A 25,099-nucleotide genomic window follows, 5' to 3' on the forward strand; every position below is an offset into this window, starting at 1 on the left:
AAAGGGCCAGCGTTTCAACAATAATCAGGAAAGCAAAACCTGACCAAAATAAACCTCAAAAAAACTGGCATCAAAAAATAAACTCATCAGCGTCACACGACTTGAAGCCGCGTGACACATCATCTAAGCAAACCATTCGACGCCACAATAAATGGCATCAAACAATCCACCAACACACTATCGAGTTCTCAAAGAACACACACCCACCAGACGTCTTCGGTATGAAGCCGGCTCCGATGAGCTCTCCCCAGAGCGCGCTGAACGCTCGCGATCTCGTTCTCGGGAGTGGCCCCGCACAGGCGGCCCGAGCGAGTTGCTCGGGCACTTCGGCTTCCCCGGGGCTTGCGGCTCCGGGGGAGTTGCTCTCTGCGGTGCGTCGATTAAGTTACACAGGCGCGAACAACGCGTCAAATCGCCTGGTCAGCGGCCTAGTCTGGCGCCGGCGAAACTCTTCTTGCCGCGACGGACCACCAACCACCGTCCGTGGAGCAGGTCGGCGTCCGCCGGCTGCCACTCCGGGTCCGTGATCTTGGTGTTGTTCACGTACGCGCCGCCCTCCGAGACCGCGCGACGGGCAGCCTTGTTGCTCTCCGAGAGCTTCGTGTCGACGAGCAACTCGATGATGGTCGGACGTGTCTCGGGGTATTCGGCGATCGAGGTCTCCCGAACGGCCGCGGCAAGCGTGCTCTCGTCGAGTTCGCCGAGCTCGGCCCTTCCGAAGAGCGCCTGGCTGGCCAGCTCGACCGCATCCGTGTTGGCCTTGCCGTGGATGAGGGTCGTCATCTCGCCAGCGAGTGCTCGTTGCGCGCGCCGAAGATGCGGGGTCTCGACCGTCGCGCGCTCGAGTTCGTCGATCTCCTCCCGCCCGAGGAAGGTGAACCACCGCAGGTAGCGGACGACATCGGCGTCGGCGGTGTTCACGAAGTACTGGTACCAGGAGTAGGGGCTCGTCAGCTCGGGGTCGAGCCACAGGCTGCCACCGCCGGTCGATTTGCCGAACTTCTTCCCGTCCGACGACGTCACGAGGGGAACCGTCAGGGCGTGCAGCGCCGAGCCGTCGAGACGTCGGGCCAGGTCCACACCGCCGACGATGTTCCCCCACTGGTCGGAGCCACCGATCTGCAGGACACAGCCGTACCGGCGGTGGAGCTCGACGAAGTCGTTCGATTGCAGGAGGAGGTAGCTGAACTCGGCATAGCTCATGCCATCGGCCTCGAGGCGTCGCTTGACCGTGTCGCGGGCGAGCATCACGTTCACCGAGAAGTGCTTGCCCAGGTCGCGCAGGAACTCGATCGCCGACAGCTCACCGGTCCAGTCCAGGTTGTTGACCACCACGGCACCCGTGGGCGTGTCCTCGATGTCGACGAATCGTCGGAGCTGGGCATCGATGCGTCCGGCCCACTCGGCGACGACGTCGGGCGAGTTCATGGTCCGCTCCCCCACGTCACGGGGGTCACCGATCAGGCCGGTGGCACCTCCGGCGAGGACGATCGGCCGATGGCCCGCGAGCTGGAACCGCTTGAGGGTCAGCAAGGGGACCAGGTGACCGGCGTGGAGACTTGCCGCCGTCGGATCGAACCCCGCGTACAAGGTCACCGGCCCGTTCGCCAGCGCATCACCCAGGGCGCCGAGATCGGTGGACTGAGCGATCAGCCCACGCCACCGGAGCTCGTCGAGGATGTCGACGGTTGCGGGGACGTCAGTCGGCTCGGGGGTTTCGGCCGGCTCGGGGGGTTCGGCGTTGTCAGCACTCACCCCTCGATCTTGTCATCCGACGAGAGACCCCCGATCGGCGACTACTGCGAGGCGACGATGCGTTCGTGCTCGGCGTCGTCGACCGCGCGCGCCTCGTCGATCAGCATCACCGGGATTCCGTCGGAGTCGATGCGGTACGCGACATGCAACCGCGGGTTGTAGAGCTCGTCGCCGGCATTGATCAGCGGACCGTGGTCCTGCGGGCAGGCCAGTCGTTCGCGCACGATCGGGTCGATGGCCTCAGCGCGTGTCGTCACCCCGATCACCCTAGGGCATCGCTCGTCCGCGACCCGGCCCAGTCCAGCTTGCCGGCCACGGTGCGGGTGTACCTGCGGTAACGCCCCTCCTCGTCGCGATACCAGACGCGCGCACCCGGTTTCGGCAGTCCGTCCTCGACCAGGCCGGTGCTCAGCGGACGGAAGGACGCCGACTGCGGGATGTCGTCGACGACGTGGATGAGGTGCGGCCGGGCGTCGGCGCGGTACTCCCCCAGCGCGATCCGCAGCTGCGTGACCGTGAGCGAGTCCGGTTTCGCGTCGGGACGCAGGGTCATCGCGGCGACCACGACCTGGTGTCCGGGTTCGCCGACGCCGTACACGACGACCTGGTCGACACTCTTGAGCCGCGACAGTGCGTGGGTGAGCGGGGGGATGAACACCGGCCCGTCAGCGGTCCGGATCACCCGGTCTGTCGCACCGAGGAAGTACAGGTCGCCGTCGGCGTCACGTACGAACAGATGTCCCGACACCTCCCACCGGTCACGAGTCGTGAAGACGTCGCGCAACACCGTCCCGTTGGTGTCGAACTTGTGCTTCGCCTTGGCCAGGAGCAGACCCGGCTCCCCCGTCTCCGCCCGGCGGACGAAGCCCGAGTCGTCGATGAGCAACCGGTCGCCGACGATGTCGTAGGCCGCGACCTCGACCGGATTGGTCTCCGGCAGTGGCCGGCCGACGGAGGACAGTTTGTCCCCGGACACGTTCGCGAGGATCGCCGAACCGTCGGCGGTCGCGAAGAACTCGAGGATCCGCGCCCGAGGGAAGCTCGAGCACACGTCCTCCCACAGTCCCGCCGACATGCCCGAGCCCATGAACAACCGGATCGGGTTGTGCTGGTTGATGTGGAAATCGGGATCTCGCACGATGCCGCTGAGCATCGACCACGTGTACGACACGACCGTGATGCCGTAGCGCTGTACCTCCACCGAGAAGTTCGCCGGATCGATGCCGTTCGACAGCGCGATCCGCGACCGTCCGACCACGGTCGCACCCAGCGTGGTGAGCAGTCCCGACGCGTGGTGCAGCGGTGGCAGGCAGTACACGGTGTCGCGGTCGGTGAGCGCCGCCGCCGACGCCGCACCGAAGGCCGACATCGCGAACCGGTGGTTGGTCACCGGCCACGGGACGAGTTTGCCGTACGCCCGGCTGAACAGGATGAATGCGAGATCGCCCGCGAGCCCGGGATCGGGCCGGTACCAGGTCGGCATCACCACCTCGTCGGGGTCGATGCGCTCCATGTCGACGATCGACGTCCCATCGGCACCCTCGATGGCGCGGGAATCGCCACTTCCACCGCCGAGCACCAGAACCCGATCCGATGCAGCGGTCGCGAGGTCGAGATTCGTGGGATCGGTGACGATCACCGAACTGTCGGCGAGCCGCATCATCTCGCGGACGTCGGCGTCCGCGGCGAGCAGCACCGCCACTGCACCCAGGCGGGACAACGCGGCGATCACGACCAGCGCGCTGGGCCGGGTGTCCATCAGGACGCCGATGTGCTGGCCCGGACGGATGCAGCAGTCGACCAGACCCGCGACCACGTTGTCGATGCGCGCATTGACCTGTGCGTGGGTGAGCACGCGGTTCTCGAACAGGAACAGCTCGCTGTCGCCGCCGCGTTTGGTGTTCTCGGCCATGAGCTTCGAGAGCGAGATGCGCGTCCCGCTCTGGATCTGGCCCAGTCGGAACAGCCGGGGCACGGTCCGCACCGACTCCGAGGCCACCGCCCGCGAGGTCCGTTGCAGGGAGTTGGCCAGACCGAGCAGCTCGCGCGAGGCTGCGGTCCCGGCGTCGGCCACCGAGCCCATTCCGTGCGTGATGCGCGAGGACAGGCTGACCCCGCCGCCGTGCCCCGGCTCCACGAGCGACATCTCGGAGACGAGTTCCGGGCGCGGACCGTTGTCGGAGATCCAGTTCACCCAGTCGGAGGTCGTCGGCCAGGTGTGCTCACCGGCCGCGCTGCCGACCACGAGTCCGAAATGTCCGACCGGCAGGGTCGATTCGTAGACCTCCGCGTCGGGCGCGGCCCGGACGATGCCCCGCACCGCCGCGGGCTGCCCGATGTCGTCGGCATCGCCGACGAACGCGAGGACCGGGCAGGTGATCTCGGCGAGAGAGACCAGATCACCGTTGATCACGAAGCCCCCGGACACCATCCGGTTGTGCGCGACGAACTGCCGCAGCAGTTCGGCGATCGCCGGCCCCGACCACGCGACCCAGCCGTCGGCTTCGAGGAACCGGCGCTGGTCCTCGCGGGGCAGCAGCGCCTCGCGGTCGTGCAGGCGACGCAGGAAATCAATGCGGCTGCGGACCGTCTTCACCGGGTCCAACAGCTGGAATCCGGTGCGTGCCATCCAATCCCGCACCCAGAGATTGCGCGAGAACGCCTTGTCCGCCAGGAATTCGGCGGCCGGTGCCACCAGTCCCGCGGGCAGCCCCAGGGGCAGTGCGGCGAGCACGTCGACCGGGCTACCGAAAGTGATCAGGCTCGCGATCCCCTTGGATCTGCGATACGCCGCGGTCTGGTACGCGAACATCCCGCCCTGGGAGTACCCGGCCAGATGGATGTCGCGCCCGGTCGCCTCGACGATCAGGTCGATCGCCCGACTGATGGCGACCACGTGGTCGGCGAGATTGCGCTCCATCCCGCCCTCTTCGGAGTCCGGCGAGCCGAAGTCGACGACCCACGGCGTGATGCCGTTGCGGTGCAGGATCGACACGGCACCGTTGTGCTCGGTCACGTCATAGACGTTGGCGGACACCATCATCGGCGGCACCAGAACGATGTTCGGGCCGGTCGACGGATCGTTCGGGAAGTACCGGCGAAGCTTGAACATCTTGTGCGTCTCGACCACCGCGAAGGGCGCCGGCTCGGTACCGGTCTCCAGCCCGCCGAAGCGCAGCACCTCCAGACCGTTCTGCGCGGTGGCCAGCACCCTGCCGACCATCCCCGCGAGATCGGGGCCCCCGTCCCACACCGCCATCGTGTCGATCCTCCAGTCGTCGGTGTTCCCGGACTCACCGACGAGTCGGTGACTCAGGTCACTGTACCCAGTCGGGCGGGATCAGCGACGCCCGCCGGGCCCAGCGGTCCAGCGTGTTCGAAGATCGGTGGTCGCGGCCGTCACGACCTCGATCTGTCGCCGCACCTGTCCGGGCGCGGTACCGCCGTGTGCGTTGCGCGATTCCACCGAACCGCGCACCGTCAGGACCTCCCGCACCGCCGGCGTCAGCGCCGGATGGACACCCGCCAGCGTCGCGTCGTCGAGTTCGTCCAGGCCGACACCGCGTGATTCCGCTTCGCGGACGCAGGCGCCCGCGGCCTCGTGGGCCACGCGGAACGGCACGCCCTCTCGGACCATCCATTCGGCGATGTCGGTGGCGAGGGTGAAGCCCGCGGGGGCGAGTTCCGCCATGCGGTCGGTGTGGAACTCCAGTGTCGCGACCAGTCCGGTCACCGCCGGCAGCAACAGTTCCAGCTGCGCCACCGCGTCGAAGACCGGTTCCTTGTCCTCCTGGAGGTCCCGGTTGTACGCCAGCGGCTGCGCCTTCAGCGTGGCCAGCAGTCCGGTCAGGTCACCGATGAGTCGACCGGCCTTGCCGCGCATGAGCTCGGCGACGTCCGGGTTCTTCTTCTGCGGCATGATCGAGCTGCCGGTGGACCATGCGTCGGCCAGCGTGACGTAGCCGAATTCCGGTGTGCTCCAGATGATCACCTCTTCGGACAACCGGGAGAGATCGACCGCGATCATCGCGAAGACGAACGCGGCCTCCGCGGCGAAGTCGCGCGCGGAGGTGGCGTCGATCGAGTTCTCGGCAGGCCCGTCGAAGCCGAGGTCGGCCGCGATCGCCGCCGGGTCGAGGCCCAGCGAGGAGCCGGCGAGTGCGCCGGAACCGTACGGCGACACCGCGGTTCGACGATCCGCATCGGCGAGCCGGTCGATGTCGCGCAACAGGGGTTGCGCGTGCGCGAGCAGATGGTGACCGAGCAACACCGGCTGCGCGGCCTGCAGGTGCGTCTTGCCCGGCATGATCGCATCGGGATGCGCCGCCGCCTGGGCGGTCAGCGCGTCGACGACATCGAGCAGGCCGAGCGCGACCCGACGCATGGCGGCACGCAGCCACATCCGGAACAAGGTGGCGACCTGGTCGTTGCGGGACCGCCCCGCCCGCAGCCGGCCGCCGAGTTCGGGACCGACCCGCTCGATCAGGCCTCGCTCGAGGGCGCCGTGGACGTCCTCGTCGGACTCCGCGGGCCCGAAACTGCCGTCGGCGACATCGGCGGCAAGGCGATCGAGCCCGTCGAGCATGCCGACGAGGTCGTCATCGGTGAGCAACCCGGCGCTGTTCAGCACCCGGGCATGCGCCTTGGAGGCCTCGATGTCGAAAGGGGCCAGGGCCCAGTCGAAATGAGTCGACTTGCTCAGCGCGGCCATCGCCTCGGCCGGCCCACCGGCGAAACGACCGCCCCAGAGCGAACCCTGGTTGGTCGTCCCACCGGTCTCCGGGCCGGTGCCGCCGCCGGTGCCCGCACTCACAGATTCAGGTCCCGCTTCGCGGCGATCTTCGACGACAGGCCGTGCAGTTCGACGAAGCCGCGCGCCGCGGACTGGTCGAAGGTATCGCCCTCGTCGTAGGTGGCGAGGTTGAAGTCGTAGAGCGACTCCGAGCTGCGACGACCCGTGGCCGCGATCGTGCCGCCGTGCAGGGTCAGTCGGATCTCGCCGGTGACGTGCTCCTGCGTCGAGGCGACGAAGGCGTCCAGCGACCGCTTCAGCGGCGAGAACCACAGACCGTCGTAGACCAGCTCGGCCCACTTCTGATCGGTGCCGCGCTTGTAGCGGCCGAGCTCGCGCTCCACGGTGACGTGCTCCAGCTCCTCGTGCGCGCGGATGAGGACCATCGCGCCGGGAGCCTCGTACACCTCACGGCTCTTGATGCCCACCAGTCGGTCCTCGACGACATCGAGGCGTCCGACGCCCTGGGCTCCGGCACGGCGGTTGAGTTCCTGGATCGCCTCGAGCACACTCACCGGCCGGCCGTCGATGCTGACCGGGCGGCCCTTGTCGAAGCCGATGATGACCTCGTCGGGCGAGTTCCAGTTGACCGTGGGGTCTTCGGTGTAGTCGTAGACATCCTTGGTCGGCGCGTTCCACAGGTCCTCGAGGAAACCGGTCTCCACGGCGCGACCCCACACGTTCTGGTCGATCGAGAAGGGCGACTTCTTGGTCACGTTGATCGGGATGTCGTTCTCCCCGGCGAAGGCGATGGCCTTCTCGCGGGTCCACGCGTAGTCGCGGACCGGCGCGAGGACCTGCAGATCGGGCGCCAGGGTCGCGAAGCCCACCTCGAAGCGGACCTGATCGTTGCCCTTGCCGGTGCATCCGTGGGCGACGACGGTGCCGCCGTGATCACGGGCCGCGGTGACCAGGTGCTTGGCGATCAGCGGGCGGGACAGCGCCGAGACGAGCGGGTAGCGGTCCATGTAGAGCGCGTTCGAGGTGATGGCGCCGAGGCAGTACTCGTCGGCGAACTCGTCGCGGGCGTCGACCACGACGGCCTCGACCGCGCCGCAGTCGAGTGCACGCTGACGGATGACCTCCATGTCCTCGCCACCCTGGCCGAGGTCGAGCGCCACGGCGACGACCTCCTTGCCGGTCTCCTTCTGGATCCAGCTGATCGCGACCGAGGTGTCCAGGCCGCCCGAATATGCGAGTACGACACGTTCTGCCATGAGGTGAAGCTCCTGTTCTGCGCGTTGACCGAGTCCATCATCGGCCCCGGTGTTCCGACGCCACCGTCCGGGTCTCGGTTGGCGGCGTCTCGTCTGTTGTGGTTGGTGTGGTCTGTCCGCCATGGGGGGCGGAACCGGACATGGATGAGGGGACGGCTACACGAGGCCCTCGATCCGGCGGGCGAGTTCGGCTCCGTCGAGCGGTTCGCGTGCCACCACGAAGATCGTGTCGTCCCCGGCGATCGTCCCGACGACGTCGGGCAGGCGTGCCCGGTCGAGCGCGGCCGCGAGATAGTGCGCGGCACCCGGGGGCGTTCGCAGCACCGCGAGGTTGCCGCTGCTGTCGGTCGACACCAACAGGTCGGAGACGAGCCTGCCGAGCCGGTCGGTCCCGCCGGACACCCCGCGGACGGGCGAACCGTCTTCGGGCACCACGTAGACACCGGCGCCGCCGTCCGCGGCGCGCAGCTTCACCGCGCCGAGCTCGTCGAGATCGCGCGACAGCGTCGCCTGGGTGGCGTCGACGCCCTCCTCGGCGAGCAGCCGCTGTAGTTCGGACTGGCTGCGGACCTGATGCGTGGAGAGGATCTCGATGATCCGCGCATGTCGCCCCGCGCGGGTGGCGGCGAGTCGGCTCTCCGAGGGCTCGGCTCCGGCGGTCATCGTGGATTCCTGGTCATGGTCGGTTCGACGCTCACTGTCGTTCCCCGGTCACTCGTGGTACCGGATCACTGGTGGTCCAGCAGCCAGATCAGCAGGGCCTTCTGCGCGTGCAGGCGGTTCTCGGCCTCGTCGAACACCACGCTGCGGGGACCGTCGATCACCGAGGCGGTGATCTCGTCGCCGCGATGCGCAGGCAGACAATGCAGCACGATCGCGTCGTCCGCGGCATGAGCGAGGAGTTCGTCGTTGATCTGGTACGGCCGGAACGGCGCCGTGCGGTCCTTGCCGTCGGCCTCCTGCCCCATCGACACCCAGGTGTCGGTCACCAGCACGTCGGCACCGGTCGCGGCGGCGACGGGATCGGTCACCAGCTTCACCGAGCCGCCGGTCTGCGCGGCGCGCTTCTCGGCGGCGGCGATGACCACGGGGTCGGGCTGGAAGCCGTCCGGCGAGCTGATGATCACGTGCATGCCGGCCGTGACGCCGCCGAGGGCCAGCGAGTGCGCCATGTTGTTGGCACCGTCACCCAGATACGTCATCGTCTGCCCCGCAGGCGCACCCTTGTGCTCGGCGATGGTCTGCAGGTCGGCGAGCACCTGGCACGGGTGGAACTCGTCGGAGAGGGCGTTGACCACGGGCACGGTGGCGGTCGACGAGAGCGCTTCCAGGCGGTCCTGCCCGAACGTCCGCCACACGATCGCGTCGACGAAGCGGGACAGGACGAGACCGGTGTCCTCCAGCGTCTCCTCGCGCCCCAGCTGCGTCGTCCGGCCGTCGACGACGACCGCGTGACCGCCGAGCTGAGCGATGCCGACCTCGAACGAGAACCGGGTTCGAGTGGAGTTCTTGTCGAAGATCACCCCGACTCCCCGCGGGCCCTCCAATGGCCGGAAGTCGAACGGTTTCGCCTTGACCTCGGCCGCGAGTGCGAGCACCTCGGCCTGCTCGGCCGGGGTCAGATCGTCGTCGCGCAGGAAGTGTCTGGTCATGGCTTGTCCCCCTCGTTCGATGTGGCGGCGTGTGCGGCCGCGGCGGTGTCGAGCAGTTCTGGCAGTGCGCGCACGAAACCCCGTCCCTGCTCCTCGGTGAGGATCAGCGGTGGGGCCAGGCGTAGGACGTCGGGCGCGGGCGCATTGATGAGGAATCCGGCGTCCCGGGCCGCGGCCTCGACGCGCTGCGAGAGCGGTTGGGTCAGCACCACTCCGAGCAACAGACCCGACCCCCGCACGTGGGACACCAGCGGGTGCTGCAGGTCCTCGATACCGGTCGCGATCGACTTCCCCACCGCTGCAACAGAATCGATTAGATCGTCGGACTCGATGACCCGGAGTACGGCCAGCGCGGCGGCCGCACTGACGGGATTGCCGCCGAAGGTGGTGCCGTGTTGACCGGGCTCGAACAGGTCGGCAGCGGGGCCGGTGGCGATACACGCGCCGATCGGCAGGCCACCGCCGAGCCCCTTGGCGAGCGTCATCACATCGGGCACCACGCCCACCTGCTGATGGGCGAAGAACGTTCCGGTCCGGGCGACGCCGGTCTGCACCTCGTCGAGGATCAGCAGTGCGCCGCGCTCCTCGGTGATCCGGCGTGCGGCCGCCAGATAGTCGGCCGGGGGCACCACGACGCCGGCCTCCCCGAGGATCGGCTCGAGGATCACCGCGGCGGTCTGGTCGGAGACCGCCGCGTCGAGGGCGTCGACGTCTCCGTAGGGAACGAACCGCACGCCGGCGGGCATCGGTTCGAACGGCGTGCGCTTCGCCGGCTGTCCGGTCATCGCGAGCGCACCCATCGTCCGGCCGTGAAAGGCCTTCTCGGCGGCGACGATCTCGGGCCGACCGGTCCGCCGGGCGAGCTTGAACGCGGCCTCGTTCGCCTCGGTCCCGGAGTTGCAGAAGAAGACGCGGCCCGGGTGGCCGAACCGGTCGAGCAACTTCTCGGCGAGCTCGACCACGGGCGGCGCGATGTACAGGTTCGACACGTGCCCCAGCGTCTGGAGCTGAGTGGTCACTGCGTCGACGATCGCCGGGTGCGCATGACCGAGGGCGTTCACCGCGATCCCGCCGAGGAGATCGAGATAGCGCTTGCCGTCGGCGTCGGTGACATACGCTCCCGAACCCTCGACGAGGGCGATGGCGGGGGTGCCGTAGTTGTTCATCAGCGACTGTGTCCAGCGCTGCTGCAGTGGGGCGGTCATGCGTCCTCCTCGGGAACGACGACGGTGGTGCCGGTCGAGCTCTCGGTCAACAGTTCGGCCAGTACCGAATGGGCGACACGCCCGTCGATCACGTGCGCGCGGTCGACGCCGCCGGTGACCGCGCGCAAGCACGCCTCCATCTTGGGGACCATGCCGGAGTCGAGCGACGGCAACAGCTCGGTCAGTGTGTCCGTGTCGATCTGGGACACGAGGGACCCGCGGTCGGGCCAGTCCGTGTACAGACCTTCGACGTCGGTCAGCATCACGAGCCGAGCAGCACCGAGCGCTTCGGCCAGAGCACCTGCCGCGGTGTCGGCGTTGATGTTGTGCACCACCCCGTCGCGGTCCGGCGCGATCGTCGAGACGACCGGGATACGGCCGGCGGCCACGAGGTCCAGCACGGCCGAGGTGTTGACCGACGCGATGTCGCCGACGAGCCCGATGTCGGTGGGCACGCCCTCGACGAGCACCGTGCGGCGCGTCGCGGTGAACAGATGGGCGTCCTCGCCGGTGATGCCGACCGCGTACGGGCCGTGTGAGTTGATCAGGCCCACGAGCTCGCGCCCGACCTGGCCGAACAGGACCATCCGGGCCACGTCCATGACCTCCGGGGTCGTCACCCGGAAGCCGCCCTTGAACTCACCGGAGAGTCCCAGCCGTTTCAGCATCGCCGAGATCTGCGGGCCGCCACCATGAACCACCACGGGATGCAGGCCGCACGCGCGCAGGAAGACCATGTCCGCCGCGAACGCCTTCTTCAGCGCGTCGTCAATCATGGCGTTGCCGCCGTACTTGACGACGACGGTCGCACCCGCGAGTCGCTGCAGCGCGGGAAGGGCTTCGGCGAGGACCTTCGCCTTCGCGAGGCCGGCGGCCGGGTCGATCGGGTGGGCCCCCGATGTCGTCCCACTCATGACGAGTACGCCGAATTCTCTTCGACGTACGCGTGGGAGAGATCAGTGGTCCGGACACTCGCCGCGGACTCCCCCAGCTTCAGGTCGACGACGACGGTGATGTCCGGACCCGACAGGTCCACATCGCGAGCTCCCTCGACGCCGAAACCGTTCTCGCACACCGGACTCCCGTTGAAGGACACGGCGATCCGGTCGGGATCGATCGTGACCGGCGAGGCACCGACAGCGGCCAGCACCCGGCCCCAGTTCGGATCCGACCCGAACAGGGCGGTCTTCACCAGGGAGTCGCGCGCGACGGCGCGGGCGACGGTCAGTGCGTCGTCCTCGGTATCGGCCCCCATCACCGTGATGACGACCCGTTTGGTGACGCCCTCGGCGTCGGCCATCATCTGGGCGGCGAGATCGTCGCAGACCGCGAACACCGCGTCGTCGAGGTCGGTCTGCTCGACCGGGATCTGGCTGGCGCCCGAACTCAGCAGCAGCACCGTGTCGTTCGTCGAACAGGAGCCGTCGATGTCGAGCCGGTCGAAGGTCCGCGCCGTCGCCCTGCGCAAGGCGGTGTCGAGTTGCTCGGGGGTCGCGGCGGCGTCGGTCGTGAGGACCACCAGCATGGTCGCCAGCGACGGCGCAAGCATGCCCGCCCCCTTCCCCATGCCGCCCACGTTCCACCCCTGCGGATGATGCAGCGCAGCCTGTTTGGGCACGGTGTCGGTGGTCATGATCGCGTGCGCGGCATCCGTCCCGCCGGACAGGCCGCCGCCCATGTCCTGGACGATCTCGGTGACCCCGGCAAGCACCTTGTCCATCGGCAGCCGGTCGCCGATCAGTCCGGTGGAGCACACCGCGACCTCGACGGCACCGGTGCTGGTCCCCCAGTTGCTGAGCGCGTCGGCCACGGCCTCCGCGGTCTTGTGGGTGTCCTGGAATCCGCCCGGTCCGGTGCAGGCGTTCGCGCCGCCGGAGTTGAGGATCACCGTGCGCAACCGGCCGGTGGTGAGGACTTGCTGCGACCACAGCACCGGCGCCGCCTTCACCTGATTGCGGGTGAAAACGCCTGCGGCGGAGTGATCGGGACCCTCGTTGAAGACGAGCGCGAGGTCGAGCGCGCCGGACGCCTTGATCCCGGCGGCGATGCCGGCGGCCCGGAATCCGAGCGGCGCGGTGACGCCCTGCCCCCGCACGAGGCGGGGATGGTCGCCGGGTGCGCCGCCCTCGATCCGGTCCTGCCCGGTGTCGGCGCTGTCGGTGTCGTGCGATCCGGTCACGGTGCCACTCCCACGGTGCTCAGTCCCTCGTTCTCGGTCCAACCCAGAGCCAGGTTCATCGATTGGACGGCGGCACCGCCGGTGCCCTTGGTCAGGTTGTCGACCGCTCCGACGACCACCAGGGTCTGCGCGCGTTCGTCGACGGTCACGCCGAGCTGTACGGCGTTGGAGCCGATCACCGAACCGGTGGCGGGTAGCCGCCCTTCCGGCAGGACGTGCACGAATTCCTCGTCGGCATAGGCCTTTTCGTACACCGCGCGGGCCTCCTCGGCGGTCGCTGCAGTGCGCGCGGTGCAAGTGGCGAGGATCCCGCGGGCCATCGGGGCGAGGATGGGCGTGAACGAGACGGTCACCGGCTGGTCCGCGGCGGCCGACAGTGCCTGGGAGATCTCCGGTGTGTGCCGATGGACCCCGCCCACCCCGTAGGCCCGCGCGGACCCGATGACCTCGGACGCCAGGAGGTCGACCTTGGGTGACCGGCCGGCACCCGAGGCACCGCTCACCGCGACGACGGTCACGTGCGGGTCGGCGATGCCCGCGGCGATCGCCGGGAGCAGCGACAGGATCGAGACCGTCGGATAGCAGCCCGGCACCGCGATCCGACTCGCATCCTTGAGCACCTCCCGATTGCCGGGCAGCTCCGGCAGACCATACGGCCAGGTCCCGGCGTGGTCGCCGCCGTAGTACGACGTCCATTCACCGGCGTCGCGGAGCCGGAAGTCCGCACCGCAGTCGATGATGAGCGTGGTCGGCGGCAGCGCATCGGCGATCACCGCCGACGCGCCGTGCGGCAGGCCCAGGAAGACGACGTCGTGCCCGCCGAGGATCTCCGGTGTCGTGTCCTGCAGGACCCGGTCGGCCAGCGGGAGCAGATGAGGGTGGTGGGTGCCCAGGAGTGACCCGGCGTTTCCGCCCGCGGTGAGCGCCCCGATCTCGAGCTCACCGGATCGCAGACGGGGATGCCCGCACAGCAACCGGAGGATCTCGCCACCCGCGTAGCCGCTCGCGCCGGCCACCGCCACCTTCACCTTGCCGGTCGAGGATGTCCCTGCACTGCCGGTCGAGGACGAACCCTCGCCGCTGGTCGAGGACGAACCCTCGCCACTGGTCGAGCGCAGTTCGCCGCTGGTTGAGCTTGTCGAAGCCATGGGATCATTATGCAGCAGGGTGCAAATGAATTCACTCAGGGGTGGGTGTGGATCTGGACTGTCAGCGGAGTCGGGCCCCCACCCGGGCGGCTGCGGCATCGACGGCGGCCAGCTTGGCCTCGTTGGCCTCTTCCTCGGTGAGTGTCCGGTCGGGTGCGCGGAACCGCAGGGAGAACGTCAACGACTTGTTCCCCGCGCCGACCTGCTCGCCGGTGAAGACGTCGAACAGCGCGATGTCCTCGAGCAGGTCGCCGGCCCCGTCACGCAGCGCCTTCTCGACGTCCGCGGCCGGGACATCGCCACCGACGACGACGTTGACGTCCTGCAGCACCGCGGGGAACACCGACACCGACGGCGCCGGAAGTCGCTCGCCCAGGGGCAGCGCGTCGACGTCGATCTCCACTGCGCAGGTTCGCTTGGGCAGATGGGCTCGCTCGAGTATCGCGGGGTGGAGCTCGCCGGCGTATCCGACCGTGCGTCCGTCGACCGTGAGCCGCGCGCAGCGGCCGGGGTGCCACGGGCGGTGATCGTCGGCCGTCAGCTCGACGGTGACACCGGCCGCCCGGCCGATCGTGCGTGCCGCCTCGAAGGCGTCGAGATGGTCGGCGGCGCGTCCCGGACCCCAGGGTCCGGCCGGATCGCGCAGTCCGGTGAGAACGACGCCGACGTGCAGCGGCTGATGCGGCAAGGAGGCGTCGAGCGCGGCGATCTCCTCGTCGGTGGGACGGCGCGTCACGTCGAGCGCCGGCACCGCGGCCACGTGATCGCCCGCGACGACGACCTGACCGATGGTGAAGAGCGACAGATCGCGCTGTCCCCGGGCGATGTTGCGGGCCGCCATCTCGAGGAGGCCCGGCAGCAGCGTCGTGTTCAGCTCGGGACGGTCGGACTCGAGCGGGTTGAGGACCTTGACCGTGCGTCGCCGTTCGTCGTCGGCCGGGAGGTCCCAGAGGTCGAACACACCCGACGGCATGAACGGGTACGGCAGGACCTCGACGTATCCGTCGAGCGCGAGCGTGCGCCCGATGCTGCGCCGGCGTCGCTGGACCGGCGTCAGACCGGTGCCGCCGGGTGCCCGGGGAACCACGGCGGGGATGTCCTCGAGACCTTCGAGCCGCAGGACCTCCTCCACGAGGTCGGCGCGCTGACGGAGGTCGGGTCGCCAGGAGGGCGGGAACACGTCGAGCTCGTCGGTTCCGGTCACCACACAGCCGACCTCGGTCAGTCGGGTCAGGGTGGTGCCGGGCGGGTAGCCGACCCCCGCGACGCGGTCCGGTTCGTCGGCCGCGATGGAGATCGTCGGCCGGGCCGGGGTCTGGACGTGTGTCTCCGCGAGCGGCGAGGCGACCCGCCCACCGGCGATCTCGACGATCAGCTGCGCCGCGCGATCGGAGGCCACCGCGGTGATCTCGGGATCGACGACCCGCTCGAACCGCTTGCTCGCCTCGGAGGTCAGCTTGTGGCGCTTCGCGGTACGGAAGACCCGAACCGGATCGAAGGTCGCCGACTCCAACAGCACGGTGGTGGTCTCGGACCCCACCTCGGTGCTCGCGCCGCCCATGACCCCGGCCAGCGCGATCGGCCCGGATTCGTCGGTGATCAGCACGTCCTCGGGGTCGAGGACGCGCACGGTGTCGTCGAGGGTGGTGAGCTTCTCCCCCGGTTGTGCCGAGCGGACGGTGACGGTGCCCGTGACCCGGTCGGCGTCGAAGGCGTGCAGGGGCTGACCGAGCTCGATCATCACGTAGTTGGTGATGTCGACGATGGCCGAGATCGGACGGATCCCGGCGACCATGAGCCGCTTCTGCATCCACCACGGCGAGATGGCCGTCGGGTCGACGCCGGTGATCACCCGTGCGGTGTAGCGCGTCGCGCCGGAGTCCTCGTCGATGGCGACGGGCCACGCCGGGACCGACCCGTCGTCCGGCAGGTCCGCCGATCGCAGTCCCGGATCGACGAACGGCACCCCGAAGCTGCCGGCGAGTTCGCGGCCCAGACCGCGCACCGAGAACGCGTAACCGCGGTCGGGGGTGACGTTCACATCGATCGCGGCGTCGTCGAGTCCGAGGACCTCACGGGCGTCGGCACCCGGTTCGGCGGTGCCGGGCGCGAGTACCAGGATGCCGCTGTGATCGGTACCGATCCCCAGCTCGGAGACCGAGCAGATCATGCCGTCGGAGACCCGGCCGTAGGTCTTGCGTGAGGCGATCTCGAACGGACCGGGGAGCACGACACCGGGCAGGGCGGCGACGATCAGGTCACCTTCGGCGAAGTTGCGCGCGCCGCACACGATCCCGCGCGGCTCGGCCTCACCGACGGCGACCGTGCAGAACCGGATCGGCTTCTTGAACTCGGTGAGTTCCTCGATCGTCTCCACGCGACCGATCACGAGCGGACCGGTGATCTCCGGGAACGCCTCGATGTCCTCGATCTCGAACCCGACGCGAACGAATCCCGCGTCGATCTCCTCGGTGGTCGCCGACCACTGTGGGTCGCCGGATCGGAGGACCTCGGTGTACCAGGACTGTGGTGCACGCACTGTGTATCAACTACTTTCGTCGCGTCGTGAGAAGTCGGCGGAGGTGCGGCCGCGTGGTGTCAGGCGGCCGGACCGAACGGGAGGGTGAAACGGATGTCACCCTCGACCATGTCGCGCATGTCGGAGATGTCGTTGCGGAACTGCAGGGTGCGCTCCAGACCCATGCCGAAGGCGAAGCCGGAGTACACGTCGGGATCGATACCGCTGGCGCGCAACACATTCGGATTGACCATGCCGCAACCGCCCCACTCGACCCAGCCCGGCCCGCCCTTCTTGGCGGGGAACCACACGTCGACCTCGGCGGAGGGTTCGGTAAACGGGAAGTAGCTCGCCCGCATACGGGTCGTCGTCTCCGGTCCGAAGAGCGCTCGGGCGAAGGTCTCGAGAGTGCCGCGCAGATTGGCGAGCGTGAGCCCCTTGTCGACGGCGAGGCCCTCGATCTGATGGAACACCGGCGTGTGGGTGGCGTCGAGTTCGTCGGTCCGGAACGTACGGCCGGGACAGGCGACGTAGATGGGCAGGTCGCGGCTCAGCATCGAGCGCACCTGCACCGGCGAGGTGTGCGTCCGCAGGACCTGACGAGACCCCTCGGGCGCGATGTAGAAGGTGTCCTGCATGGACCGGGCGGGATGATCCGGAAGGAAGTTGAGCGCGTCGAAGTTGTAGTGCTCGGTCTCGACCTCCGGGCCCTCCGCGATCTCCCAGCCCATGCCGACGAACACGTCGGCCACCTGCTCGGCGATGACGGTGATGGGATGACGTGCACCCACCGGACGCCGCCCACTCGGCAACGTCACGTCGATGGACTCGGCGACGAGGACCGCCGCGTCGCGCTCGGCGTCGAGGACTGCGGTGCGTGCCTCCAGAGCCGCCGACACCCGGCCGCGGACCTGATTGACCAGTTTGCCCGCCTCCGAGCGCTGGTCCTTGGGAATCGAACCCAGCGCGCGGCGGGCGAGAGCGATCGGCGAGCGGTCACCGAGGTGCGCCGACTTGGCCGCGGCGAGCTGATCGAGATCGACCGCCGCCTCGAAGGCCGCGATCGCCGCGGATGCGGCCGCCTCGAGGTCGTCGGGTCCCGGGAATGCCGTTGCGTCGGCGGAAGTGGCCACGGTGGGCGTGCTCCTCATGCGTCGATCGGTGGATGGTGGGCCACCGTCGTCCCGCTGCGCACGCTGACCCAGCGGCACACCTCGGGTGCCGACGATGACTCCCGTCGAGGGTAGTCGACTACCGCGACGCGCTGACCTGCCGGGAGCCCCGTCTCCGGGAAGCAACTCCCGCCGTGGTCCGGCGACCGGCGGGAACCGCCAGCCCACGAGCGGCGACGGCACACACGAGGCCCACGACCAGCCACCACACGCCTCCACCGGCCAGTCCGGCACGCGCGACCATCAGGATCGCCACGCCGACACCGGCCAGCAGCATCAGCAGGGTCGCATTCCGCAGCGGCCCGCTGCGTCGGGCAACGGGATCGTCCCACCACGGCAGGGGCCGGTTCTCCAGCGGCGACAGCACCCCGACCACCGGGATCATGGCCGCGAGCAGCAGCAGGGTCTGCACACCGACGACGGCCCCGAACGATGCCGACCCGACATCGGCACGGTCGACACCGAGCGCAGCACCGGTCCCGATGATCGCCGCGAGCACCGGCAGATGCCAGAGATAGAGCGTCATCGCACCCCGGTTGCCCAGCACCACCCACCACCAGACATGCGGACGGCCGACGACGACCGCGAGGAACCGGCGCACGGCGATCGCGCCCGCGCACAACACGATCGCGTGACCGGCGAGCAGCAGGCTCGGCGGACTCATGTTGGACAACTGCTGGCCCGGCACGGTCACGAGCGAGACCTCATACGGCCCCCACGCGACGAGGGCGAGGTCGGCGACGAGCGCGCCGACGGCCACCGCGAGTGCCGTGGCGGGTCGGAGGATCCTCTTGGCGTAGGCGACTCCGAGGACAGCGGGGATCGTCCACACGGTGAGGAAGTTCAGGTAGCCCAGTGCGGCGGGACCGTCCGCCAGTCGGACGGCGTCGACGATCGCCGTACTCCCCCAGCAGAACGCCAGGGCGAGCGCCACGCCACCACCGGAGGAGAGCCGTTGCAGGAACGGGACGACGGCCAGCACGAGCAGGTAGGCGCCGAGAAACCACAGCAACTGCACCCCGAGACGCGCGACGACGTCGGCCGCTGCCGAGGCACCGATGCGGGACAGGACGGCGTACACGGCCCCGACGGTTCCGAGGTACCAGAAGACCGGGCGCAACAAGCGCTGCGACCGCCCGAACAGCCACTGCCCCGCCGTCGGGATGTCGGCAGGGCCGCGTGAGGTCCAGCCGAGGGTCGCCGCGGCGGCCCCGGCGAAGAAGAACAGCGGCAGCACCTGCAGCACCCAGGTCGCCGGCTGCAATGCGGGCACGTCGCCGAGTGTGTTGCCCAGATGGATCGAGCCGTCGGCGACCTCGACGGTGAGCATGATCGAGTGGCCGGCGACGACCACGACGAGCGAGACGATGCGGAGGAGGTCGACGACGCGATCACGGTTGCCGGTGAGAGCGTCGAGGTCACGGGTACCCGGCAGACCGGTCGACGCCGGCCATCCGGATTCGGTGCTGAGCATGCCGTCAGTCTCGGCAGCGGCGGCCGCGACGACCTGAGCAGAACTACTCGGTCGGGGTCAGCAATTCCCGTGTCGCCGGACGCCGGCCGGAACCTCTGGACACCACCTGTGCCCGTGGCGGCCCGGTTCGAGAAACCGGACCGCCGGGGCTGTGACGCTACTTGCCGAAGCCGGCTCGCTTGAGCGCGTCGGCCATCGCTCCGCTGGGCGCCGGCCGCCGATCGTTGCGATTCCCGCCTCGATTGGCCTGACCTCCCCGGCCACCCTGCCCGGCCGGGTTGCCGCGACCGCCGCCGCGCTGGTCGTTCTTACGCGGCTGCCCGCCGCCGCGCGGAGAGTCCTCACGCGCCTGACCGCGAGGTGCGCGGGCAGGCTTGCCATCGCTCCCCGGCTCGTCGTCTAGCCGGAGCGACAAGCCGATGCGCTTGCGTTCGACGTCGACGTCCATGACCTTCACCTTCACGATGTCACCGGACTTGACGACCTCGTGGGGGTCGGAGACGAAGCGGTGCGCCATCGCGGAGACGTGGACGAGTCCGTCCTGGTGGACACCCACGTCGACGAACGCACCGAAGGCGGCCACGTTGGTGACCTGACCTTCGAGGACCATGCCCGGGGTGAGGTCGGAGACCTTCTCGATACCGGTGGCGAAGGTGGCGGTCTTGAACTCGGGACGCGGGTCGCGTCCCGGCTTGTCCAGTTCGGCGATGATGTCGACGACGGTCGGACGACCGAACGTCTCGTCGACGAACTCCTCGGGACGCAGCGTGGTGAGGGTCGCGGTGTCACCGATCAGCGACCGGACGTCGGTGCCCACCTTCTCGATGATGCGAGTGACGACCGGATACGCCTCGGGGTGCACGCTCGACGCGTCGAGCGGATTGTCGCCGTCGGCGATGCGCAGGAAGCCTGCGCACTGTTCGAACGCCTTGGGTCCGAGTCGGGGTACAGCTGTGATCTGCTTGCGATTCCGGAACGCGCCGTTGGTGTCACGGTGCGCGACAATCGATTCCGCGAGACCGGCGGTGATGCCGGAGACCCGGGACAGCAGGGGCACCGAGGCGGTGTTCACGTCGACGCCCACCGCGTTCACCGCGTCTTCGACGACCGCGCCGAGCGAGCGCGCGAGCAGGGTCTCGGAGATGTCGTGCTGGTACTGGCCGACCCCGATGGACTTCGGGTCGATCTTCACGAGCTCTGCGAGCGGGTCCTGGAGTCGACGCGCGATCGAGACCGCGCCGCGGATGGAGACGTCGAGGTCGGGCAGCTCCTTCGAGGCGTAGGCCGACGCGGAGTACACCGAGGCACCGGCCTCGGACACGACGACGCTCGTCGGCGGAGTCTTGCCGGCCGCCTTGATCGCGGACAGCAGTTCCCCGGCGAGCGCGTCGGTCTCCCGCGAGGCGGTGCCGTTGCCGATGGCGATGAGTTCGACGCCGTGCTTCTCGACCAGCGCGCCCAGCACGGCCAGCGAGCCGGACTTGTCACGCCGGGGCTCGTGGGGGTAGATCGTCGCGGTGTCCACGACCTTGCCGGTCGCGTTCACGACGGCGACCTTCACACCGGTCCGCAGACCCGGATCGAGCCCCATGGTCGTGCGCGATCCGGCGGGCGCGGCCAGCAGGAGGTCTTTGAGGTTCGTCGCGAACACGGCGACCGCATCCGCTTCCGCGGCCTGACGCAGCCGCATCCGGACATCGAGGGACAACCCGACGAAGAGCTTGGTGCGCCATGCCCATCGCACCGTGTCGACAAGCCAGCGGTCGGCGGGACGGCCCTGATCGGAGATGCCGAAACGGGCGGCGATCCGCTGCTCGTACGGCCCGGGGCCGGCGGGTCGATCGGCCGCCTCGGGATCGGCGTCGAGAGTGACCGAGAGGATCTCCTCGCGCTCCCCGCGCAGCACCGCCAGGACCCGATGCGACGGCAGCGAGGTGAACGGTTCGGAGAACTCGAAGTAGTCGGCGAACTTGGCGCCGGCCGACTCCTTGCCCTCGCGAACCGCGGTGCGCAGCACTCCCGTCTGCCACATCAGTTCGCGGAGTTCACCGACCAGGTCGGCGTCCTCGGCGAACCGCTCCACCGCGATCGCGCGAGCACCGTCGAGTTGCTCGGCGGTGAAGGTCGACGGGTCCGTCGTCGGGTCCGAGAGCAACGCATCGGCCACGGGCTCGTGGCCGGCCTCGCGCGCGATCTGGGCCTTGGTGCGGCGCTTGGGCTTGTAGGGAAGGTAGATGTCCTCGAGGCGCGCCTTGGTGTCGGCCTCGAGGATGCGTGCGTCGAGAGCGGCGTCGAGCTTGCCCTGCGCGGCGATCGATTCGCGGACCGCCTGACGTCGGGCTTCGAGGTCGCGCAGGTAGCCGAGACGCTCGTCGAGCGTGCGGAGTTGCGCGTCGTCGAGACCACCGGTGGCCTCCTTGCGGTACCGGGCGACGAACGGAACGGTCGATCCACCGTCGAGCAGTTCGATCGCCGCCCGCACCTGGCCGACGCCCACACCGAGCTCGGTGGCGATCGCCGAGGCGATGCGGGAGTTCACGACCGCGGGATCGGGCGCGGGCACCGTCTGCGGTGCGGCGGCCGGCGAGCCGGGGGTCGAGGGCGCGGGTTCGGGGGCGGAGTCGGGTGACACAGTTTCTGACACGATCGCCGACCCTACCGGCCGACTCGGACAGCGGTCAGACGCGACCCGCCGCGCGGTGGACGCGAGCGCTCTCGTACAGACAGATGGCCGCCGCGGCAGCGACATTCAGGCTCTCCGCGCGACCGCGGATCGGAATGGACACGCGATGGTCGGCCGAGCGCTGAGTGTGCGGCGGCAGCCCGTGCGCCTCGTTGCCGAAGAGCCAGGCGACGCGGCCGGCGAGGATGTCGCCGGCGGAGTCCAGGTCGACCTCGCCGTCGGCCGCCGTGGCGAGCAGCGTGACACCGGCCGCGCGAATGGCGTCGAGCGCGTCCTCGACGGACCGCTCGCGCACCACGGGCACCGTGAACACGCTTCCCGCACTCGCCCGGACGCACTTGCCGTTGTGCGGATCGACGGCGTCGCCCAGCAGGACGACGGCGTCGGCGCCCATCGCGTCGGCGCACCTGATCAGCGTCCCCGCATTGCCGGGCTCACGGGCCTCGACGGCGATCGCCAGGAGCCGGGGTTCACCGGCGAGAGCGGACTCGAGCGGAACGTCGAGAAGCGGACAGATCGCGAAGATACCTGCGGGCGTGGATGTCTCCGCGAGTTTGGACGCGGCACGGTCGGTGATCACCGACACCGGTATGTCGGCCGCCGCGGCGGTGTCGACGAGAGCGCGGTGGCGGTGGTGCTCCTCGTCGGCGATCAGGAGCGCCTCGACCCGTCCGACGGAGAGCGCCGACGCGACGGCGTTCGCCCCTTCGGCGAGGAAGCGACCCTGCTCCCGCCGCTCGGCGGCGCGATGCAGCTTCGCATACGACACGACCCGCGAGGATCGCTCGGACAGGATCTCCGTCATCGGAGGCTCGTCCGCGCGACTCGCGGGTCGTGGGTGCTGGGGCGCAATCAGGCAGCCGGGGCGTTGACGTCGGCCGGCAGTGCCTTGCGGGCGACCTCGACCAGACCGGTGAAGGCCTCGGGATCGGTCACGGCGATGTCGGCGAGCACCTTGCGGTCGACCTCGACACCAGCGGCCTTGAGGCCCTGGATGAGTCGGTTGTAGGTGATGTCGTTGGCGCGGGCCGCGGCGTTGATACGCGAGATCCACAGCTTGCGGAACTCACCCTTGCGCGCGCGACGGTCGCGGTAGGCGTAGTTCAGCGAGTGGAGCTGCTGCTCCTTCGCCTTACGGTACAGGCGCGACCGCTGTCCGCGGTAGCCCTTGGAGGCCTCGAGGGTGGACCGACGCTTCTTCTGGGCGTTGACGGCCCTTTTCACGCGTGCCATGTGTTAGATCCTTTTGCTTGTCAGATGTCTGGGGTCGCTGGCGTCAGCGGTTGAGCAGTCGCTTGATGCGCGGGGCGTCGTTCTCGCTGACGACGGTGGTGCCGTCGAGACGACGGGTGCGCTTGGACGACTTGTGCTCGAGCAGGTGGCGGCGGTTGGCCTTCTGGCGGACGATCTTTCCGCTGCCGGTCACCTTGAAGCGCTTCGCGGTGCCCTTGTGGGTCTTGCTCTTCGGCATGTTCTTCCTTCTCTCGGGCGAACTCGGGCACCGGACCTGGCGAGGTCCGGTGTGTACCGGGTTCGCGTGTCGTGATCTCGGCCGGAACGGTTCGGACTCTCGTCCGGCCGATCGACTCAGTTCTCGTCCGCGGCGGCCTTCGGGCCACCGGAACGTTCACGGCTCTCTTGCGCCTTCTGGCGGGTCTTCGCGCCCTTGTGCGGGGCGAGGACCATCGTCATGTTGCGACCGTCCTGCTTGGCCGACGTCTCGACGAAGCCGTAGTCGGCGACGTCGTTGCCCAGGCGCTGCAACAGTCGGTAGCCGAGCTCGGGACGGGACTGCTCGCGGCCGCGGAACATGATGGTGACCTTCACCTTGGATCCCGCCTCGAGGAACCGGATGACGTGACCCTTCTTGGTCTCGTAATCGTGGTCGTCGATCTTGGGACGGAGCTTCTGCTCCTTGATGACGGTCATCTGCTGATTGCGACGCGATTCGCGCTGCTTCTGGGCCGCTTCGTACTTGAACTTGCCGTAGTCCATGATCTTGCAGACCGGCGGACGGGCGTCCGGAGCCACCTCGACCAGGTCGAGATCGGCCTCGTAGGCCAAGCGAAGCGCATCTTCAACACGCACGATGCCCACCTGCTCCGAGTTGGGTCCGACGAGTCGGACCTCAGGGACGCGGATGCGCTCGTTGATGCGGGTCTCAGTGCTGATGGGGCCTCCTTGTTCAATCCTGCAGTGGTAACCGTCGCGTCGTGGCGAGGGACGTATGCAAGAGAACCTGCGGGACACCTCAGCAAGGAAGCCCCGGGACTTTTGTCCGCGGGGCTCCGATACCGACCGGTTCGCAACGCGGATGCCATCACTGACACACGTTGCCGCCGATGTACAGCTCAGCATCGAAAGATGCGATCTGCGACGATCGGCGTGAACCGGACCGTGCGACTGCGAGTGACCTCGCGTCGAACGGTGGGAGCGGAACTCCACTTACGACCCCGGCGCATACCAGGGCGGTCGTGCTATGGGAGTCTAACAGCCATGGCCGAGAACTCCTATTCGTCACCTGCACCGTTACCCCCGGAAGGTGCGACGGGTGGCGGCGCCGACACGGGAGATGCAGCGCACACCGATCCGGACAACGTCCGTGACCTGGGCGATATTCCGGCCATCGAGGTCATCACCCGGTCCATCGTCATGCTGATGAGTGCGGCGGCCGAGAAGCTCGGACTGGCCGAGGGCACCCCCGCCGACCGCATCGACCTCCCCGAGGCCCGCACCCTGATCACCGCCCTGGCCGGCATCGTCGACGCGTCGAAGGCCGATCTCGGCATCCATGCCGCGCCCATCCGTGACGGCCTGAAGAGCCTGCAGCTGGCGTTCCGGGAGGCGAGTGCCTACCCGGACGAGCCCGGCGAGGGCCCGGGCGAGAAGTACACCGGTCCGGTTCGCGCGCCTCGGCGGTAGCGGTTCCTGCTGGTTGAGCAGGCGAGGAGCGTAGCGACGAGCCGTGTCGAAACCCTCTACCCTGGACTCATGACGAATGCCGATGAGCCCGGGGGATCCGACGAGATCGTCGATGCCGAGATCGTGCCGACCGCCCCGGTACCGGGAGCGTTCCCCGATCCGAACTACTCCGACAGCGGCGTCCCGACCTTCGATTTCGTCCGCGACAAGATCGAGAACCGGATCACGACCGCGATCGGTTCCCAGGAGCTCGCGGAGGCCAGTCCGGAAGGACACAGCGTCGACGAGATGATGCGCAAGCGCGACGAGGCCGCGAAGAAACGTCTCGATGAGATCCGCAAGTCGATGGGCAAGTAGGCCCGGCAACACTTACACGTAATCG

The 25,099-nt window shown here is 68.9% G+C and carries 21 protein-coding genes; 2 read left to right on the forward strand and 19 right to left on the reverse strand.

The genetic code is table 11. The features are described 5' to 3' along the window. Positions 1–420: 420 nt before the first annotated feature. The 19 genes from tyrS to infC form a co-directional block, all read right to left on the reverse strand. Positions 421–1,755 (reverse strand): tyrosine--tRNA ligase, encoded by a 1,335-nt coding sequence (tyrS, locus tag AMD30_RS17780; RefSeq protein ID WP_055476524.1) that lies wholly within the window; start codon positions 1,753–1,755, stop codon positions 421–423. A 41-nt stretch (positions 1,756–1,796) separates the two neighbouring features. Beyond that, entirely contained in the window at positions 1,797–2,012 is a 216-nt protein-coding gene (locus tag AMD30_RS17785; protein ID WP_035718125.1) for a Trm112 family protein, read from the reverse strand. A gap of 5 nt (positions 2,013–2,017) precedes the next feature. Continuing rightward, positions 2,018–5,014, reverse strand: coding sequence for an AMP-binding protein (locus tag AMD30_RS17790; RefSeq protein ID WP_010844371.1), 2,997 nt, complete (start codon positions 5,012–5,014; stop codon positions 2,018–2,020). An 81-nt stretch (positions 5,015–5,095) separates the two neighbouring features. Then, positions 5,096–6,568 carry an argininosuccinate lyase gene (gene argH / locus AMD30_RS17795; protein ID WP_014927038.1) on the reverse strand — a complete coding sequence of 491 codons (1,473 nt, stop codon included), beginning with the start codon at positions 6,566–6,568 and terminating at the stop codon, positions 5,096–5,098. Then, entirely contained in the window at positions 6,565–7,764 is a 1,200-nt protein-coding gene (locus tag AMD30_RS17800) for an argininosuccinate synthase (protein ID WP_010844369.1), read from the reverse strand. Before AMD30_RS17800 ends, argH begins: the two co-directional genes overlap by 4 nt. Positions 7,765–7,920: 156 nt before the next feature. Beyond that, positions 7,921–8,427 carry an arginine repressor gene (locus tag AMD30_RS17805; RefSeq protein ID WP_010844368.1) on the reverse strand — a complete coding sequence of 169 codons (507 nt, stop codon included), beginning with the start codon at positions 8,425–8,427 and terminating at the stop codon, positions 7,921–7,923. Between the two features lie 65 nt (positions 8,428–8,492). Next, positions 8,493–9,416 (reverse strand): ornithine carbamoyltransferase, encoded by a 924-nt coding sequence (argF, locus tag AMD30_RS17810; protein ID WP_010844367.1) that lies wholly within the window; start codon positions 9,414–9,416, stop codon positions 8,493–8,495. After that, positions 9,413–10,621: an acetylornithine transaminase gene (locus AMD30_RS17815; protein ID WP_055476525.1), complete on the reverse strand. Its 1,209-nt coding sequence runs from the start codon at positions 10,619–10,621 to the stop codon at positions 9,413–9,415. The genes argF and AMD30_RS17815 overlap by 4 nt, the downstream gene beginning before the upstream one ends. Next, positions 10,618–11,535: an acetylglutamate kinase gene (gene argB / locus AMD30_RS17820; protein ID WP_055476526.1), complete on the reverse strand. Its 918-nt coding sequence runs from the start codon at positions 11,533–11,535 to the stop codon at positions 10,618–10,620. The genes AMD30_RS17815 and argB overlap by 4 nt, the downstream gene beginning before the upstream one ends. After that, the gene (gene argJ / locus AMD30_RS17825; RefSeq protein WP_055476527.1) at positions 11,532–12,800 is read right to left on the reverse strand and encodes a bifunctional glutamate N-acetyltransferase/amino-acid acetyltransferase ArgJ; all 1,269 of its coding nucleotides are present in this window, start codon (positions 12,798–12,800) and stop codon (positions 11,532–11,534) included. The genes argB and argJ overlap by 4 nt, the downstream gene beginning before the upstream one ends. Continuing rightward, positions 12,797–13,822 (reverse strand): N-acetyl-gamma-glutamyl-phosphate reductase, encoded by a 1,026-nt coding sequence (gene argC / locus AMD30_RS17830; protein WP_197282802.1) that lies wholly within the window; start codon positions 13,820–13,822, stop codon positions 12,797–12,799. Before argC ends, argJ begins: the two co-directional genes overlap by 4 nt. Positions 13,823–14,009: 187 nt before the next feature. Next, a complete protein-coding gene (gene pheT / locus AMD30_RS17835; RefSeq protein ID WP_014927043.1) occupies positions 14,010–16,487 on the reverse strand; it encodes a phenylalanine--tRNA ligase subunit beta in 2,478 nt (825 codons plus the stop codon). Between the two features lie 59 nt (positions 16,488–16,546). Further along, a complete protein-coding gene (gene pheS, locus AMD30_RS17840) occupies positions 16,547–17,599 on the reverse strand; it encodes a phenylalanine--tRNA ligase subunit alpha (protein ID WP_010844361.1) in 1,053 nt (350 codons plus the stop codon). A gap of 118 nt (positions 17,600–17,717) precedes the next feature. Next, positions 17,718–19,112 carry an acyltransferase family protein gene (locus AMD30_RS17845; RefSeq protein ID WP_055476528.1) on the reverse strand — a complete coding sequence of 465 codons (1,395 nt, stop codon included), beginning with the start codon at positions 19,110–19,112 and terminating at the stop codon, positions 17,718–17,720. Positions 19,113–19,269: 157 nt separating this feature from the next. After that, on the reverse strand, positions 19,270–21,744 hold the full coding sequence (locus tag AMD30_RS17850; RefSeq protein ID WP_055476529.1) for a Tex family protein: 2,475 nt from the start codon (positions 21,742–21,744) through the stop codon (positions 19,270–19,272). A gap of 46 nt (positions 21,745–21,790) precedes the next feature. Further along, positions 21,791–22,600, reverse strand: a complete 810-nt coding sequence (locus tag AMD30_RS17855) for a TrmH family RNA methyltransferase (protein WP_055476530.1) — start codon at positions 22,598–22,600, stop codon at positions 21,791–21,793. A 47-nt stretch (positions 22,601–22,647) separates the two neighbouring features. Next, a complete protein-coding gene (gene rplT, locus AMD30_RS17860; protein ID WP_010844357.1) occupies positions 22,648–23,028 on the reverse strand; it encodes a 50S ribosomal protein L20 in 381 nt (126 codons plus the stop codon). 43 nt (positions 23,029–23,071) lie between these two features. After that, positions 23,072–23,266, reverse strand: coding sequence for a 50S ribosomal protein L35 (rpmI, locus tag AMD30_RS17865; RefSeq protein WP_004018754.1), 195 nt, complete (start codon positions 23,264–23,266; stop codon positions 23,072–23,074). Between the two features lie 116 nt (positions 23,267–23,382). Beyond that, positions 23,383–24,024 carry a translation initiation factor IF-3 gene (gene infC, locus AMD30_RS17870; RefSeq protein ID WP_084817310.1) on the reverse strand — a complete coding sequence of 214 codons (642 nt, stop codon included), beginning with the start codon at positions 24,022–24,024 and terminating at the stop codon, positions 23,383–23,385. Positions 24,025–24,291: 267 nt separating this feature from the next. On the opposite strand from infC, the gene AMD30_RS17875 reads away from it, so the two are divergent. Then, complete coding sequence (locus tag AMD30_RS17875; protein WP_010844355.1) at positions 24,292–24,717, forward strand: DUF1844 domain-containing protein; 426 nt, start codon at positions 24,292–24,294, stop codon at positions 24,715–24,717. Between the two features lie 69 nt (positions 24,718–24,786). Next, complete coding sequence (locus AMD30_RS17880; RefSeq protein ID WP_010844354.1) at positions 24,787–25,074, forward strand: hypothetical protein; 288 nt, start codon at positions 24,787–24,789, stop codon at positions 25,072–25,074. Positions 25,075–25,099 lie beyond the last annotated feature (25 nt).

The organism is Gordonia sp. HS-NH1 (genome assembly GCF_001418765.1).
GTDB lineage: Bacteria > Actinomycetota > Actinomycetes > Mycobacteriales > Mycobacteriaceae > Gordonia.

Bases quoted from the DNA above. Each gene is read 5' to 3' on its own strand.
- AMD30_RS17790 (WP_010844371.1), bottom strand. From the start codon at position 5,014: ATGGCGGTGTGGGACGGGGGCCCCGATCTCGCGGGGATGGTCGGCAGG.
- AMD30_RS17800 (WP_010844369.1), bottom strand. From the start codon at position 7,764: ATGGCAGAACGTGTCGTACTCGCATATTCGGGCGGCCTGGACACCTCG.
- AMD30_RS17805 (WP_010844368.1), bottom strand. From the start codon at position 8,427: ATGACCGCCGGAGCCGAGCCCTCGGAGAGCCGACTCGCCGCCACCCGC.
- argF (WP_010844367.1), bottom strand. From the start codon at position 9,416: ATGACCAGACACTTCCTGCGCGACGACGATCTGACCCCGGCCGAGCAG.
- AMD30_RS17815 (WP_055476525.1), bottom strand. From the start codon at position 10,621: ATGACCGCCCCACTGCAGCAGCGCTGGACACAGTCGCTGATGAACAAC.
- argB (WP_055476526.1), bottom strand. From the start codon at position 11,535: ATGAGTGGGACGACATCGGGGGCCCACCCGATCGACCCGGCCGCCGGC.
- AMD30_RS17845 (WP_055476528.1), bottom strand. From the start codon at position 19,112: ATGCTCAGCACCGAATCCGGATGGCCGGCGTCGACCGGTCTGCCGGGT.
- AMD30_RS17855 (WP_055476530.1), bottom strand. From the start codon at position 22,600: ATGACGGAGATCCTGTCCGAGCGATCCTCGCGGGTCGTGTCGTATGCG.
- rplT (WP_010844357.1), bottom strand. From the start codon at position 23,028: ATGGCACGCGTGAAAAGGGCCGTCAACGCCCAGAAGAAGCGTCGGTCC.
- rpmI (WP_004018754.1), bottom strand. From the start codon at position 23,266: ATGCCGAAGAGCAAGACCCACAAGGGCACCGCGAAGCGCTTCAAGGTG.
- AMD30_RS17875 (WP_010844355.1), top strand. From the start codon at position 24,292: ATGGCCGAGAACTCCTATTCGTCACCTGCACCGTTACCCCCGGAAGGT.
- AMD30_RS17880 (WP_010844354.1), top strand. From the start codon at position 24,787: ATGACGAATGCCGATGAGCCCGGGGGATCCGACGAGATCGTCGATGCC.